We start from the raw sequence: 15052 nt of genomic DNA, 5'->3' as shown, positions 1-15052 counted from the left end.
GGCATTCAACCTTTGTTCTTATGCCACACCAAAGCTGAAAGGGTCCGCGTCGCACTCCACTAGAAGCCAACAGCAGTTTTCCATTCCCCTTTGTCCTCTATCTTCAGCTGTTCCTGGATATCGAGCCGATTGCGAATAAGCCGGTATCGATCATTTTCCACGAGAACTTCCGCGATAAGATCGCGTGAATTGTAAGTGGAAGACATCGCAGCGCCATAGGCGCCAGCACAGTCGAAAGCGACCAGATCGCCAGCTGCTATTTTCCCAAGGCCCGTGTAATAGCCAAAATCATCTGAACTCTCACAGATAGGGCCAACAATCCGATGCTGCGTTTTTGTATCCCGGTCTGGTTCGTTGATGGGGATAACCGGATGCGTTGCGTCGTAGAGCGCAGGTCTGATGAGATCATTCATACCACTGTCGATAATTACAACAGTGTCACTGTCGACATCTTTGAGATACAGGACTTCAGTCACAAGAACCCCAGCCCGGCCGACAAGCCAACGCCCAGGCTCCACAGTCAGTTTGCAACCGAGATCACCAACGGTTTCAGCAATTATCTTGCTGTATTCCTTGACATCAGGTCCGGGCTTTTCTCCAATAGAAATCCCTATGCCTCCACCAAGGTCAAGGTGCTGAACCTCCAAACCTTGAGAGCGTAAATCACGTACCAAATCTGACATCGTTGAGAATGTATGCCTGAAAGGCGAAAGATCCTGCATCTGGGAGCCGACGTGAACTGCCAACCCCTTGAGCTCCAGTTCGGGAGATTTTGAAGCTACGGAGTAAACAGCCGGCACCTCGGCGATTGGAATACCAAATTTGCTTTTCTTGGTTGCTGTTGTAATCTTGGCGTGAGTTTTGGCATCAACGTCGGGATTAACACGCAAGGCGACGGGTGCACGCGTTTTAAGAAGGCGGGCCACTTCAATGATGACATCCAGCTCAGCAGCGGATTCAACATTGATTTGCTGAACACCGACCTCAAGAGCCCTCTTGATTTCCCGCCGGGTTTTACCAATACCTGAGAAAATGACACTCTTAGCCGGCAGGCCCGCCGCGAGCACACGCTCCAGCTCTCCACCGGAAACAATATCCATGCCGCAACCCAACTTCGCAAGCAAACGCAAAACGGCAATATTGCTGTTTGCTTTGACGGCGAAACAAATCGACACGTCAATCTTTCTGAGCTCTTCCTCCAGTGTTTGGTAAGCCCATTTTATAGCATCCGTAGAGTAGCAATAAAAAGGTGTCGGTATATCTTGCGCAATTTCGCTAAGACGAACCTGTTCTGCGTGAAGCTCTCCCCCTTTGTAAGAGAACCATTCGCTATTCGACTCTCGCTGATTAACCAACGAAGACGTTGTCATATTGTCACCCATTTTTCCCCAATCCCTGTGAGGCGTCTTTTGGGGACATAGTTCCAAAGTTTTTTATGCTTGTGAAATGCGCAGAAAATCTTTTTTATTCAAAACTGATATATAGGAAGTCGTGCGCCGATGACAAAATTGAATCAAAGACAAATTGAAGTGTTCAATGCCATTATGGTCAATAAAAACATGACCACTGCGGCGGCTCATCTGCGCACATCGCAACCCACGATAAGCCGGGAATTGCGCGAAATGGAAGAGCGGATCGGCTTTGATCTGTTCATTCGTTTCGGCAAGCGCTTAACACCAACAGATCAGGCATTTCTTCTTCATGATGTTGTGCGGCGAGCATTTATTGGCATGGATGAAATCAGCCGAGCTGCTGCTGCGATACGCACGCACAATGCAGCAAATTTTCGTATCGCAACTATTCCCGCCTATGCAGAATCCATCATTCCGAGGGTTGCAAAGAGGCTACAGAGTGCGAAGACCAGCATTCATCTTTCTCTACATTCTCATGAAGAAATTTCGCTCCAAAACGAGATGATGACAACTGTTTTCGACCTTGGCATCACCGAGGGGCAGTTCGAATATCAAGGCTTTTGCCATGAGAAAATTGATGTTGGAGCACTTGTATGCGTATTGCCGGTCAATCATCCACTGACGCAAAAAACTGTGCTGACACCGCAAGATTTCGACTGTGTGCCGTATATTTCTTTTTCACAGGACGATCCATATCGACGTAAAGTCGACGAAATTTTTGCTCAAAATAGCATTATGTGTCGCTACTCTGTTGAGACGACAACGGCAGCAAGTGTTTGCTCAATGGTGATGGCTGGGCTGGGCGTCTCAATCGTCAATCCTTTGACAGCATGCGATTATCTCGAAATGGGCGTTACGCTTCGTCGTTTTGACGTCGAAATTCCTTACACAATGCACTTATGGCACCCACTCAAAAGCAAGAATGCGCGATTAATCGCCAAATTCATCACTTTAATGCAGGAAGAAGCCAACGCAGTTAAAGTTACACTCAGCGAAAAGCTAAGTGTTTAAAAATAAAATATTTTAAGACTAATAGGATCAGAAATCAGTCCATTGGACTGATCTGCGCTTAGAGATGTTTCGCACTTTTCGCGGTGCATTCTAGGCATGATAGAGCGTTCCCTATGGGACTAAATCGGAAGAATATTTCGCTGCCTGCGATTGGGCCGTTGCTTCAACGAAGCGTGCGTTGCACCAAAGACAAACTCAAGTCAATGATTTGACCCGGCCACACTTGCAACCCGACAACTTGTATACTAGAATACTTTTATTACCAGGGGAGTGCTGGTAAATTGAGGTGAGGAGCGTTTTACCATGAATAAGCTTTCATACGCGGCTGCAGCTATCACTGCTATAAGCCTGCTGTTTGGTTCTGGAGCCGCGTGGGCACAGGAAGTTCCTGCTCCCGGTGTGAGCAAACGCATTGATTCAATAAAAAAGGCGGGTGAATTAAGGGTGGGCGTTCTTGCAAACCCACCATGGCTCGTTGAAGACACTACGGGGTCTAACGAACGCTGGCGCGGACCGGCATGGTCCTTGGCGCAAACATACGCGGATGATTTGGGTGTAAAACTGGTCCCGGTTCTGGTGTCCCATGAAACGAAAGTGCCGGTCCTGGCTGCAAATCAGGTTGACATGACCATATCTCCACTTTCAATGACAAAACAAAGGCAGGAAGTCGTTGATTTTGTAACATATTCACGTACTGCCCTTTGCGTCTTCGGAAAGGCTTCCAATCCTAAAGTTGCCGATGCTAAATCCGTTGATGATTTCAATCGCCCGGAAGTAACAATCGCCTATTTCACCGGTGGGGGTGAAGAAAACTGGGTCAAGGAACGCTTTCCAAACGCCACATTACGTGGTGTGACCAGCGCTGGAACGGCGGCGCCAATGGAAGAAATAATGGCTGGTCGGGCCGATGTGGCGCCGATCAACCGCATTCCTTTCATAGCTCTTAGCAAGAATGTAAAGGGATTAGACGCATTACCACGCGAGAATAATTGCCAGGATAGCACAGAGGCAGTGAACGAAATCGGTCTTGCCATCGATAAAAATCAGCCGGAATACCTTGAATGGCTGAAGGCTGTCGCAGAGCCTAAGCTTCCAGAGCTTCTTAAACTTGAAGAGGCCGAAGTAGCCAGGATGTAAGTAAAGGGAACGTCCACGCGCAGCTCTTGCGGTTGCGCGTGGCACCCCACTCTGCTGACGCCGTTTCAAGGTCCCAGCATCTTCAGGGTCAAGGACAGATGGAATTCAATTTCAGTATAATATTAGACAGCTGGAAGTTCTTGCTTGAAGGACTTTTGGTCACGATCGTGCTTGCAGCGGGCGTGAGTATTTTAAGTTTCCTGCTCGGTCTAGCTCTCGCTTTCGCCCGTCTTTATGGACCTAACTGGCTCCGCCGCATTACTGTATTTTACATAGATTCAATGCGTGCCATCCCGGTGCTTGTCGTATTGGTATGGGTTTATTTTGCTTTGCCTATGGCTACAGGAATAAACCTGCCACCTTTTTGGTCCGCACTCCTTTCTCTGTCTCTGCACTTGGGAGCTTATGTCGCCGAAGTTGTGCGCGCCGGCATACAATCTGTGCGCCCCGGGCAAGTCCGCGCAGGGCTGGCGCTGGGAATGTCACAAAGCCAGGTTATGCGGAAAATCGTTCTGCCGCAGGCATTCGTAAGAATGTTGCCTTCCTTTGGCTCCCTGCTCTCGCTTGCAGTCAAAGACACGGCCATTGCAAGTGTAATCGCAGTTCCTGAACTCATGCGTCGCGCAGAGGCTATCGCAGGTCAGAAATATGCGCCTGTAGAGGCCTACACCGCCGTCATGATCCTATTCTTTATCATCATTTTTCCGCTCACCAGAGGCGTTGACATGCTTTACCGCCGCATTTCTTTCTTGGGGCGCTCATGACATTCGATTGGTATATAATCTGGAAAAGCCTGCCATTACTGGGTTACGGCGCGCTGATAACGATACTTCTCACAGTACTCACGATGCTCTTTGCGACCCCGTTGGGCATTCTAATTGCGGTCATGCGAGAATCGCGTTTCAAACCCGTTGCCTTGATTGCGACTTGTTACGTTGAATTGATGCGTAATCTGCCGATCATCCTCGTCGTTTACTGGGCCTTCTATGTGATGCCAATCATGAGCGGCATTTCATTCTCGCCCTTCATGACGGGGCTCGTAGCTCTGGTTGCAAATAATGCTGCGTATAATTCCGAGACTTTCCGTTCTGGCATTCGATCGATCCGCAAGGGACAGACAGAAGCCGGACTTGCATTGGGCATGAGTGAATGGACCGCCTTTCGTAAAATTGTTCTGCCACAGGCATCCCGGCGAGTATTGCCGGTGCTGGCAACCACATGGGTCACCCTGTTCAAGGATACATCACTCGTATCGGTGATTGCTGTCAGTGATCTGGCTCATACCGCGATGCAGATACGATCGCAGAGTTTCCGGGTGCTGGAACTTCTTACCGCAATGGCTGCGATTTATTGGTTGCTGGGATATCCGCAAGCAAAAATCGTAGATTGGATTCATCGTAAATATGGGGTTACCGAATGACATCTCCCAAGAAAGCAACCGCAAAAGCTGACGATGTCGTTATCGAATATCGCGACGTACGTAAAAGCTATGGTGATTTTGTCGCGCTTAATGGTGTCAGCCTCAAGGTCTCGCGAGGGCAAGTCGTATGTCTGATCGGCCCGTCTGGCTCAGGAAAGTCAACATTGCTGCGTTGCACCAACGGGTTGGAGGCAATGAGCGGCGGCGAGATTCTCATCGATGGCGAATTGCTGACGCAAAATCCAAAACAGGCACGTGCCATGCGTCAGCGTATGGGAATGGTGTTTCAGAATTTCGAGCTTTTTCCGCATAAAAATGCACTCGGCAATATAATGATGGGCCCGACAACCGTACTTGGACTATCTGAAGAGCAAGCGCGTCAGCGGGCGGTCGCTCTGCTAGAGAAAGTTGGACTGTCAGACAAATCCGATAATTATCCGTCTAATCTGTCCGGTGGCCAGCAACAGCGTGTTGCCATTGCCAGAGCCCTTGCAATGGAGCCAGAAGTCATGCTCTTTGATGAGCCTACTTCGGCACTTGACCCCGAAACAATCGGTGAAGTGCTCAATGTTATGAAACGACTGGCAGATGATGGAATGACAATGATTGTCGTAACTCATGAGATGACTTTTGCACGTCGGGTGGCAGATCAGGTAGTCGTGTTTGCTAACGGTCAGATTATCGAACAAGGGCCACCGGAACAAATATTCGATAACCCTCACACAGCACGTACAAAAGACTTTCTCAGTCATTTGGGTTGGAATGGATAAACACATGAATGAAGCTTCACCTGTCCCGCCCCACCTTCAAAGCAAATCAGCGCTTGGCGGCGGGCTGCCACCAGCAGTTGGGACGATTCTGGAAGCTATCCGCAACGACATCATCACTTTGCGCTTAATGCCGGGAAAACGTGTTTCCGAAAATGAACTGGCACGACATTTTGGCACCAGCCGCACCCCAGTACGCGAGGCATTGCTCCGACTGGTAGATCAGGGATTGGTAGAGGTATGGCCACAACGCGGGACCTTCATCATGCCAATTTCCCTCTCCGCAGTCCAGCGCGCACGGTTTGTTCGAAATGCAGTCGAGATCGCTGTATTCAGACGAGCAGCAGAAGATGGCCTGAGCAACGCCGCTCTGGGCGAACTCGATGCAACTATTGCTGCACAGGAAAGTGCAAAAGACCTTCCTGAAGAATTTACGCTAGCGGACGATGCCTTTCACCGGACCGTTGCCAACAGTATCAGCGTCGGTGATATCTGGGGCCTACTCGAACGCGAAAAAGCGCAGTTTGACCGATTGCGCTTTCTCAGTCTACCCAATGTCACGCCGGTCGAGCTGCTTATCGAGCAGCATAAAAACATGCTCACTGCAATCAGACGAAGAGACCCCGCAGCCGCAGAAACAGCCGTCCGTGTACATCTTTCGGAAGTTCTCAAAGTGACAGACCAATTGGCGCAACGTTATCCTGATCTCATTCTCAATGACATTTGACAAGTTTCAAGCGATTCTTATTCAATTTGAATAAATCGAAATGCTCTTCACTGCGACGCTTTGGCGACAGCGGCTACCATTCCTTCCGACAACATGCTTTGCAGGTGGTTCTGTACCTGCACCGCAAAAGGTGCGTCTTTGAGCGTCTGTGGCAGTAAGTCACGCAAACCCGCATAAGCTTCAAATATGTCGACAGCATTTGAAGCACCGCAAACCGCCTTCGAAATTTCTTCAGAACGAGGATCTGCGAGGTGATAAGTGTCTCCATCATCGTTATAACCAAGGCCATAACGCATCCATGCAGCAGTAGCGAAAGCGAAGAGTGCAACGTCACCACTTTTTTCAAGCATATCAATTGCTGGCGCAAAAATACGTTGTGGCATTTTCTCAGTGCCATCTGCCGCAATTTGACGGGTTTCATGCGCAATTGAAGGGTTGCTGAAACGTTCAATCAAGGCTTGAGCATAAGCATTGATGTCAATATCACTTGCAGGCAGGGTTTGCGCTGCCATCATCAGATAGCGCCGGACCAGCAGGTTCAATTGGGCATCTGCCATAACATCCCGGACGTAGGTTTTCCCACACAGAAAGCCGGTATAGGCTAACATCGAGTGGCAGCCATTGAGCATACGAAGCTTCATCTTTTCGAATGGCTCCACCTTGTCGGTAAAGGTCGCTCCCATGGCTTCCCATGCCGGGCGACCTGCGGGAAAATTATCTTCTATAACCCATTGCGAAAAAGCTTCAGTTTCGATTGCGGCAGCATCTTCAAAACCTGTCGCCAATTCTGCATCGGTACGCGTTTGATCTGTCGCCTTTGGTGTAATGCGGTCAACCATTGTGGAGGGAAACGCGACTTCCTCAACAATACGCTGAGCCAGCGAATTGCCATGGGCACGCTGCGCAAAGTCAATTACTGCGGACTTCAGCAAGGCACCATTATTTGGAAGATTATCGCAACACAGCACCGTAAACGGCTGCCAACCAGCTTCGAAACGCCGCTTTAAGCCTAACGTCAATAACCCCAACACACCTCTCGGACTGGACGGCGTGGTAAGATCAGCTTTAACTGCGGCATGATCGAGATCGCAACCACCGTTGCGCAACAGGCCATATCCTTTCTCGGTAACCGTGAGACTCACAATACGACAATTAGGGCGGGACATCACATCAAGTGCATCGATACCAGTAGAATCACCGGACAGGACTTGCGCTATCGAGCCGATAACGCGGGCGTGATCGGCAACACCTCGCACAACCAGCGTATAACGGCCATTTTGCGCATTCAAAGCATTCGCGACTTCGGTACCGCGTAAAGATACGCCGACAATCCGCCAGTCACCACCCGAAGCCGATATTGCAGCATCGGTATAAGCTGCAATATGTGCCCGCGCAAAAGCCCCCAAACCAAGATGCAAAATTCCTGCATCATGCAATTCTGGTTCGTAATCAGGCCATGATACGCCATTTGTCTTAGGGCTTTTTGCTGATAATCGCATCAGGCGTCTCGCCGAAAGTTGGGATGTTCGAGAGCAGTCATAATGCCACGCAATTCTGCAAGACCTTTCAGGCGACCAATAGAAGGATAGCCAGGCTGCCCCTTGCGTCCAAGATCGTCCAGAATATCCTGTCCGTGATCAGGACGAATGGGCAACTGCCAGTCCTTGCGACCAAGAGCTTTGCGTCGGCGTTCCTCAGCAAGGACTGCAGCAATCATGGCGACCATATCGGTGCCACCTTCAAGATGCCCAGCCTCGTGGAAAGAGCCAAAATTATCATCTGTTTCAATCATGACATTGCGCAGATGCAGAAAATGAACCCTATCGCCTAGCCGCTGCATCATACCAGGCAAATCATTATCGCGGCGCGTGCCGAGCGAACCCGAACAAAGCGTAATCCCGTTAGCAGGAATATTAACGGCTTCCATGATCTTGCGATAATCACTTTCCGTAGACATGATCCGTGGAAGACCAAGCAGCGGAAAAGGCGGATCGTCGGGATGGCAACATAAGCGTACCCCTAATTCCTCTGCCAGCGGAGCCACCTCCGATAGAAAGTCTATCAGATGACGCCGCAATATCTCTTCGCTGATATTATCATAAAGGGCCAGTTGCTGGCGCACGTCAGCAAGCGAGAAAGTCTCTGCAGAACCTGGCAGGCCGTAAACAACATTCGATGCAAGTTGCTGACATCGCACGTCGCTCATGGCATCAAAACGTCGCTGTGCTTCCTCAACTACACTACTTGAGAAACTTTCAGCAGCATTGAACCGCTTTAAAATGTGAATATCGAAGGCCGCAAAATCAATCAGATCAAAACGCATGCACGTTGCGCCGCTATCAAGCCGCCATGCAAGATCAGTTCTTGTCCAATCCAGTACCGGCATGAAATTATAGCAGATTATTTCTATCCCGGCACGGGACAGATTGATCATGCTGGTTTTCCAGTTCTCGATATGGATTTTCCAATCCCCGGACTGCCTTTTTATGTCTTCAGAAACAGGCAGGCTTTCAACCACTTCCCATTTCAGATGCGAAGGCGCGCCATCCTTCATAATTGCTATTTGCTGCTGCCGCCGGGCAATTTCTTCGGGCGTCCACACGGCACCCGTAGCGACATGATGCAAGGCAGAAACGACACCCTCTACACCGGCCTGTCGCATGTCATCAACTGAAGTCAGGTCCTGTGGTCCAAACCACCGCCAAGTCTGCCTCATTTTAATCCTCCATGAATCATATGCGGTAAATAGCATATGGTAGACTAGTATGGAAGTTAAATGATGCCATTGCGTTATATGCGAATAACTGCATTTGATTAGCACCCACTCAAAAAAAATGGGGCAGACAATTTCGCTAATAAGCTGGCCAATCCGAAGATCGTAGCAGATTTGAGAAATTGGATCGAATTACTTTGATTTAGAGGAGACCTTAAGGCGCTAATCTTCAGTTCATCGTCCCGCAGTAGAGCTAAAGGCGGCCATTTATAGCCGCGGGCAAAGTTTCGTCATTTGAGAGTCCAAGAGACTATCACGATATTCACAAATAGCTTTGATCCAAGGCTGGATTTCTCCTTCAAAATCGGAGGACTTCTGTTAGAAAAAACTGACAGGAGAACTAGAGCATATCTAGTTTTATTTGAGTCATTTGAAATGCTATATTTTTTAAAAGAATCTTGCTCCGAGAACCGCTTCAAACTTTTCGGGATGGCCTGAAGACCTGAAGCAACAAGAATTTACAGAAGCTTTCAAACGCGAAGCCGTTCGGATTTTAACGACAAGCGGCCGCAGCATTTCGTCGGTTGCGTACGACCTTGGTTAAGGTAATCCGTGAACCGCCCCGGCTTTGCCGAAGACTCCAACTCGTGAGAAGTAGGGTCTATGACAAGCAAAACGACGAACAAATTCTCTCCTGAAGTCCGCGCCCGTGCCGTTCGGATGGTGACGGAACATGAAGCCGAACACTCATCGCGCTGAGCGGCGGTATCATCGATAGCGGCCAAGATCGGCTGCTCGGCGCATACCCTTCATGAATGGGTGAAGAAGGCGGAGGTCGCCAGCGGCAAGCGTGCGGGTTTGCCGACTGACGTGGCGGAGAAGATGAAGGCTCTGGAGCGGGGGAACCGCGAGCTTTGTCAGGCGAATGAGATTTTACGCAAGGCCTCGGCGTATTTTGCCCAGGCGGAGCTCGACCGCCCACTGAAGCGATGATCTCCTTCATCGACGAACACCGCTCGGTGCTCGGGGTCGAGCCGATCTGCAGACTGCTGCCGATTGCCCCGTCCACCTATTATGAGGTCATCGCCAAGCGCACAGACGTGGACCGCCTGTCGGCCCGCGAACGCAATGATATTGCCATGAAAGTCGAGATACGCCGGGTGTTCAACGAGAACTTCCAGGTCTATGGCGTGCGCAAGGTCTGGCGGCAATTGCAGCGAGAAGGTTACGACATCGCCCGCTGCACCGTCGCGCGGCTTATGAGAACAATGGGGATTCAAGGCGTCATTCGCGGCAAGCCGATCAAAACCACCGTGTCGGACAAGTCCGCTCCATGTCCACTAGACCGGGTGAACCGACAGTTCTTCGCTCCAGCGCCGAACATGCTGTGGTTATCCGATTTCACCTATTTCGCGACCTGGCAGGGCTTCGTTTACGTGGCCTTCGTCATTGATGCCTTCGCACGCCGTATCGTCGGTTGGCGGGCGAGCCGGACTGCCCATGCGGGCTTTGTGCTCGATGCCCTCGACCAAGCACTTCATGACCGGCGACCCGTCAAACGGGGCGGGCTGGTTCATCATTCCGACCGCGGCTCGCAATACGTGTCAATTCGCTATTCCGAACGGCTGGCGGAGGCGGGCATCGAGCCGTCCGTCGGGAGTGTCGGCGGCAGTTACGACAACGCTCTCGCCGAAACGATCAACGGCCTTTATAAGGCCGAGGTCATCCATCGACGAGGACCGTGGAGAAACTTCGAAGCCGTGGAGTTCGCCACTTTGGAATGGGTCGATTGGTTCAACAACCGACGCCTTCTGGAGCCCATCGGCAACATACCGCCAGCCGAGGCCGAAGAACGATATTACGCCATGCTGGACGCGCCAGCCATGGCCGCATAACTTAAACCAAAAGGTCTCCGGTAAAGCCGGGGCGGTTCAGATCGACGCCCTAAAAGATCTTTATCAACTCCCGGATCTGCTTGCTCAGTTGGGCCTGGCGCGCAGCTCATATTTTTACCATCGAACCCGCATGAGGATGAGCGATAAGTACCTCACTATTCGTCAAAACATCACCGAAATCTTCGAAGCCAACCGTCGATGCTACGGCTACCGCAGGCTACAGGCGTCATTGGCCAAACAATGCGTTACAATCTCATAGAAGGTTGTGCAGCGCTTGATGAAACAAGAGAACCTGATCGTTGCCACGCCAAAGCGGCGGCGATATCGCTCTTATCTTGGAGAAATTAGTCCGGCACCCGAGAACCTTATTAATCGCGACTTCCAGGCCACAGCGCCGAATGAGAAATGGCTGACTGATATCACGGAGTTCGATATCCCCGCTGGCAAGGTGTATCTCTCACCCATCATCGACTGTTTCGATGGTTTGGTCATCAGCTGGTCTATCGGAGTGAGACCAGCTGCGCAATTGGTCAACACGATGCGCGATGCCGCCATCGAAACTGTGAGCGACGCAGATAAACGGCCAATAGTGCATTCTGATCGGGGTGCCCACTATCGCTGGCCGGGTTGCCTATCGAGGATCAGTGATGCGAAGCTGGTGCACTCAATGTCCCGCAAGGCTTGTTCCCCAGATAGCGCTGCATGCGAAGGCTTCTTCGGAAGGCTGAAAACAGAATACTTTTATCCCAGCGATTGGAAGAGCACCACACTCGAGCAGTTTATCAATGAAGTTGATGGCTACATTCGGTGGTACAACGAGAAACGGATCAAGATATCGCTTGGTGCTCGAAGCCCAATCGAAAATCGAAACAGTCTTGGCATTGTAACGTAAAACCAGTCCAAGTTTTCGTCCGCACCCTCCCCGGGTCAGTTCCCAGCGGCAATCAACACACCAAGCCCTTGCATGACAAGGGCTTGTTTCAATCGCAGGGATCATTGGTTGCGGGGGCAGGATTTGAACCTGCGGCCTTCAGGTTATGAGCCTGACGAGCTACCGGGCTGCTCCACCCCGCGCCATGGTTTTTATTATGAACCGGTTTGTTATTTTTGGCGAACTACGCGTTTTGTGACTGTTTTGTAATTATGAGAAGATGGATTGATTTGTGTGCTTAGCAGACCTGGCAGCGACCTACTCTCCCGTGTCTTAAGACAAAGTACCATTGGCGCTGGAGCGTTTCACGGCCGAGTTCGGAATGGGATCGGGTGCAGCCGCTCCGCCATAACCACCAGGTCGGCGAAGAACACAAATATGAGAAGCTGTTGTCTTTCGTGCTGTTATTTTCGCTCACGCCACATTCACTTTGTGAATGGCTGCGCGGGCGCGCCGAACATTCGGCGGCATACAGTCGTATGCTTATTGTCATCTTCGAAGTTTACTTCGCAAGGACAAAAGAGACATCGAACTTCGTTCGATGGATATTGTAAATGGGAGTGATCAAGTCGATCGAGCTATTAGTACCGGTAAGCTACATGCGTTGCCGCACTTCCACACCCGGCCTATCAACGTGGTAGTCTTCCACGGCTCTGATAGGGAATACTCGTTTTTAGGTGGGTTTCCCGCTTAGATGCCTTCAGCGGTTATCCCGTCCGTATATAGCTACCCTGCTATGCCGTTGGCACGACAACAGGTCCACCAGAGATACGTCCATCCCGGTCCTCTCGTACTAGGGACAGATCCTATCAATATTCCTACACCCACGGCAGATAGGGACCGAACTGTCTCACGACGTTCTGAACCCAACTCACGTACCGCTTTAAATGGCGAACAGCCATACCCTTGGGACCTGCTCCAGCCCCAGGATGCGATGAGTCGACATCGAGGTGCCAAACAACCCCGTCGATATGGACTCTTGGGGGTCATCAGCCTGTTATCCCCGGCGTACCTTTTATCCGTTGAGCGATGGCCCTTCCACGCGGGACCACCGGATCACTATGACCGACTTTCGTCTCTGCTCGACTTGTCAGTCTTGCAGTCAGGCAGGCTTATGCCATTGCACTCGACGAACGATTTCCGACCGTTCTGAGCCTACCATCGCGCGCCTCCGTTACTCTTTAGGAGGCGACCGCCCCAGTCAAACTACCCACCATACACGGTCCTGGACCCGGATAACGGGCCGCAGTTAGACATCCATATAGGTAAGGGTGGTATTTCAAGGATGACTCCACCATGGCTGGCGCCACGGCTTCAAAGTCTACCACCTATCCTACACATGCCGACACGAATGCCAGTGTAAAGCTATAGTAAAGGTGCACGGGGTCTTTCCGTCTAACCGCAGGAACCCCGCATCTTCACGGGGAATTCAATTTCACTGAGTCTGCGTTGGAGACAGCGGGGAAGTCGTTACGCCATTCGTGCAGGTCGGAACTTACCCGACAAGGAATTTCGCTACCTTAGGACCGTTATAGTTACGGCCGCCGTTTACTGGGGCTTCAATTCAATGCTTGCACATCTCCTCTTAACCTTCCAGCACCGGGCAGGCGTCAGACCCTATACGTCGTCTTGCGACTTCGCAGAGCCCTGTGTTTTTGGTAAACAGTCGCTACCCCCTGGTCTGTGCCACCCTCCAATAGTTGCCTAAAGAAGGGTCACGCTTCTTCCGAAGTTACGCGTGCATTTTGCCGAGTTCCTTCAACGCAGTTCTCTCAAGCGCCTTGGTATTCTCTACCAGTCCACCAGTGTCGGTTTAGGGTACGGTCTATATGCAGGAGCTATTTCCTGGAACCGCTTCGCTGCAAGATCAATCCAATAAGACCTCACAACACACGCAATCCGTCACTACCTGCAGGCCCACGAATATTAACGTGGTTCCCATCGACTACGCCTTTCGGCCTCGCCTTAGGGGCCGGCTAACCCTGCTCAGATTAACTTTAAGCAGGAACCCTTGGACTTTCGGCGAGGGAGTCTCTCACTCCCTTTATCGTTACTCATGTCAGCATTCTCACTTCCGATACCTCCAGGATGTCTCACGACTGTCCCTTCACAGGCTTACGGAACGCTCCGCTACCACGCACATACGTGCATCCACAGCTTCGGTGTATGGCTTTAGCCCCGGTACATTTTCGGCGCAAAGACCCTTATTTAGACCAGTGAGCTGTTACGCTTTCTTTAAATGATGGCTGCTTCTAAGCCAACATCCTGGTTGTTTTGGGATCCTCACATCCTTTCCCACTTAGCCATAACTTAGGGACCTTAGATGGTGGTCAGGGTTGTTGCCCTCTTCACGACGGACGTTAGCACCCGCCGTGTGTCTGCCCAGTAGTACTCCCCGGTATTCGGAGTTTGATTAGGATCAGTAAGACGGTGAGTCCCCATAGCCCATTCAGTGCTCTACCCCCGGGGGTATTCGCTGGACGCTCTACCTAAATAGATTTCGCGGAGAACCAGCTATCTCCAAGTTTGATTGGCCTTTCACCCCTAGCCACAAGTCATCCCGATCTATTGCAACAGATATGGGTTCGGTCCTCCAGTACGTGTTACCGTACCTTCAACCTGCTCATGGCTAGATCACTTGGTTTCGGGTCTAATGCAACGAACTGAACGCCCTGTTCAGACTCGCTTTCGCTACGCCTACACCTACCGGCTTAAGCTTGCTCGTTACACTAAGTCGCTGACCCATTATACAAAAGGTACGCTGTCACCCAGAACAAATCTTGGGCTCCAACTGTTTGTAGGCATTCGGTTTCAGGTACTATTTCACTCCCCTCGTCGGGGTGCTTTTCACCTTTCCCTCACGGTACTGGTTCGCTATCGGTCATGCACGAGTACTTAGGCTTGGATAGTGGTCTACCCATGTTCAGACAGGATTTCACGTGTCCCGCCCTACTCAAGGACTTAATCTCGCATTACGTGTACGGGGCTATCACCCACTCTAGCCAACCTTTCCAGATTGTTCCACTTTACTCAATTAAG

At 50.8% G+C, this 15052-nt stretch carries 9 protein-coding genes, 1 tRNA gene, 2 rRNA genes, 2 pseudogenes and 1 other annotated feature (1 of these 15 only partly in view); of the genes and pseudogenes, 8 read left to right on the top strand and 6 right to left on the bottom strand.

Annotation, left to right across the window (positions count from 1 at the left end; genetic code table 11):
• Positions 1 to 59: 59 nt before the first annotated feature.
• The gene (gene lysA / locus H5024_RS13685; protein ID WP_247875290.1) at positions 60 to 1382 is read right to left on the bottom strand and encodes a diaminopimelate decarboxylase; all 1323 of its coding nucleotides are present in this window, start codon (positions 1380 to 1382) and stop codon (positions 60 to 62) included.
• A 117-nt stretch (positions 1383 to 1499) separates the two neighbouring features.
• Here lysA and H5024_RS13680 point away from each other — a divergent pair, with 117 nt between their 5' ends.
• From H5024_RS13680 to H5024_RS13655, 6 genes are all read left to right on the top strand, one after another.
• On the top strand, positions 1500 to 2423 hold the full coding sequence (locus H5024_RS13680; RefSeq protein ID WP_187547717.1) for a LysR family transcriptional regulator: 924 nt from the start codon (positions 1500 to 1502) through the stop codon (positions 2421 to 2423).
• 303 nt (positions 2424 to 2726) lie between these two features.
• Complete coding sequence (locus tag H5024_RS13675) at positions 2727 to 3560, top strand: transporter substrate-binding domain-containing protein (protein ID WP_187547715.1); 834 nt, start codon at positions 2727 to 2729, stop codon at positions 3558 to 3560.
• A 98-nt stretch (positions 3561 to 3658) separates the two neighbouring features.
• A complete protein-coding gene (locus tag H5024_RS13670; RefSeq protein WP_187547713.1) occupies positions 3659 to 4324 on the top strand; it encodes an amino acid ABC transporter permease in 666 nt (221 codons plus the stop codon).
• Positions 4321 to 4980, top strand: coding sequence for an amino acid ABC transporter permease (locus H5024_RS13665; protein ID WP_187547711.1), 660 nt, complete (start codon positions 4321 to 4323; stop codon positions 4978 to 4980). Before H5024_RS13670 ends, H5024_RS13665 begins: the two co-directional genes overlap by 4 nt.
• Positions 4977 to 5750: an amino acid ABC transporter ATP-binding protein gene (locus H5024_RS13660; RefSeq protein WP_187547709.1), complete on the top strand. Its 774-nt coding sequence runs from the start codon at positions 4977 to 4979 to the stop codon at positions 5748 to 5750. Before H5024_RS13665 ends, H5024_RS13660 begins: the two co-directional genes overlap by 4 nt.
• A gap of 4 nt (positions 5751 to 5754) precedes the next feature.
• Entirely contained in the window at positions 5755 to 6474 is a 720-nt protein-coding gene (locus tag H5024_RS13655; protein WP_187547707.1) for a GntR family transcriptional regulator, read from the top strand.
• A 47-nt stretch (positions 6475 to 6521) separates the two neighbouring features.
• Here H5024_RS13655 and H5024_RS13650 read toward each other — a convergent pair whose 3' ends face one another.
• A complete protein-coding gene (locus tag H5024_RS13650) occupies positions 6522 to 7973 on the bottom strand; it encodes a mannitol dehydrogenase family protein (RefSeq protein WP_187547705.1) in 1452 nt (483 codons plus the stop codon).
• Positions 7973 to 9190 (bottom strand): mannonate dehydratase, encoded by a 1218-nt coding sequence (gene uxuA, locus H5024_RS13645; RefSeq protein ID WP_187547703.1) that lies wholly within the window; start codon positions 9188 to 9190, stop codon positions 7973 to 7975. Before uxuA ends, H5024_RS13650 begins: the two co-directional genes overlap by 1 nt.
• A gap of 660 nt (positions 9191 to 9850) precedes the next feature.
• Here uxuA and H5024_RS13640 point away from each other — a divergent pair.
• A pseudogene (locus H5024_RS13640) lies at positions 9851 to 11082 on the top strand (IS3 family transposase).
• Positions 10135 to 10251: a sequence feature (AL1L pseudoknot), on the top strand. Its footprint overlaps the pseudogene before it by 117 nt.
• Before the next feature lie 40 nt (positions 11083 to 11122).
• Positions 11123 to 11974: pseudogene (locus H5024_RS13635) on the top strand (IS3 family transposase); the annotation flags it as partial.
• Between the two features lie 105 nt (positions 11975 to 12079).
• Here the strand turns inward: H5024_RS13635 and H5024_RS13630 are convergent.
• The 3 genes from H5024_RS13630 to H5024_RS13620 form a co-directional block, all read right to left on the bottom strand.
• Positions 12080 to 12156 (bottom strand) — tRNA-Met (locus H5024_RS13630).
• Positions 12157 to 12258: 102 nt separating this feature from the next.
• Positions 12259 to 12373 (bottom strand): 5S ribosomal RNA (gene rrf, locus H5024_RS13625).
• Positions 12374 to 12573: 200 nt separating this feature from the next.
• A 23S ribosomal RNA gene (locus H5024_RS13620) occupies positions 12574 to 15052 on the bottom strand; it runs 443 nt beyond the window's last position.

Origin of the sequence: Ochrobactrum sp. Marseille-Q0166, assembly GCF_014397025.1 — a bacterium.
In the GTDB taxonomy this organism is placed as follows: domain Bacteria; phylum Pseudomonadota; class Alphaproteobacteria; order Rhizobiales; family Rhizobiaceae; genus Brucella.
The sequence above is the reverse complement of the archived record's forward strand: the minus strand, read 5'-3'. Positions and strand labels throughout refer to the sequence as shown.

What these genes read in the sequence shown, in the direction of transcription:
- lysA (WP_247875290.1), bottom strand. Translation starts at nt 1,382, where the DNA reads ATGGGTGACAATATGACAACGTCTTCGTTGGTTAATCAGCGAGAGTCG.
- H5024_RS13680 (WP_187547717.1), top strand. Translation starts at nt 1,500, where the DNA reads ATGACAAAATTGAATCAAAGACAAATTGAAGTGTTCAATGCCATTATG.
- H5024_RS13675 (WP_187547715.1), top strand. Translation starts at nt 2,727, where the DNA reads ATGAATAAGCTTTCATACGCGGCTGCAGCTATCACTGCTATAAGCCTG.
- H5024_RS13670 (WP_187547713.1), top strand. Translation starts at nt 3,659, where the DNA reads ATGGAATTCAATTTCAGTATAATATTAGACAGCTGGAAGTTCTTGCTT.
- H5024_RS13665 (WP_187547711.1), top strand. Translation starts at nt 4,321, where the DNA reads ATGACATTCGATTGGTATATAATCTGGAAAAGCCTGCCATTACTGGGT.
- H5024_RS13660 (WP_187547709.1), top strand. Translation starts at nt 4,977, where the DNA reads ATGACATCTCCCAAGAAAGCAACCGCAAAAGCTGACGATGTCGTTATC.
- H5024_RS13655 (WP_187547707.1), top strand. Translation starts at nt 5,755, where the DNA reads ATGAATGAAGCTTCACCTGTCCCGCCCCACCTTCAAAGCAAATCAGCG.
- H5024_RS13650 (WP_187547705.1), bottom strand. Translation starts at nt 7,973, where the DNA reads ATGCGATTATCAGCAAAAAGCCCTAAGACAAATGGCGTATCATGGCCT.
- uxuA (WP_187547703.1), bottom strand. Translation starts at nt 9,190, where the DNA reads ATGAGGCAGACTTGGCGGTGGTTTGGACCACAGGACCTGACTTCAGTT.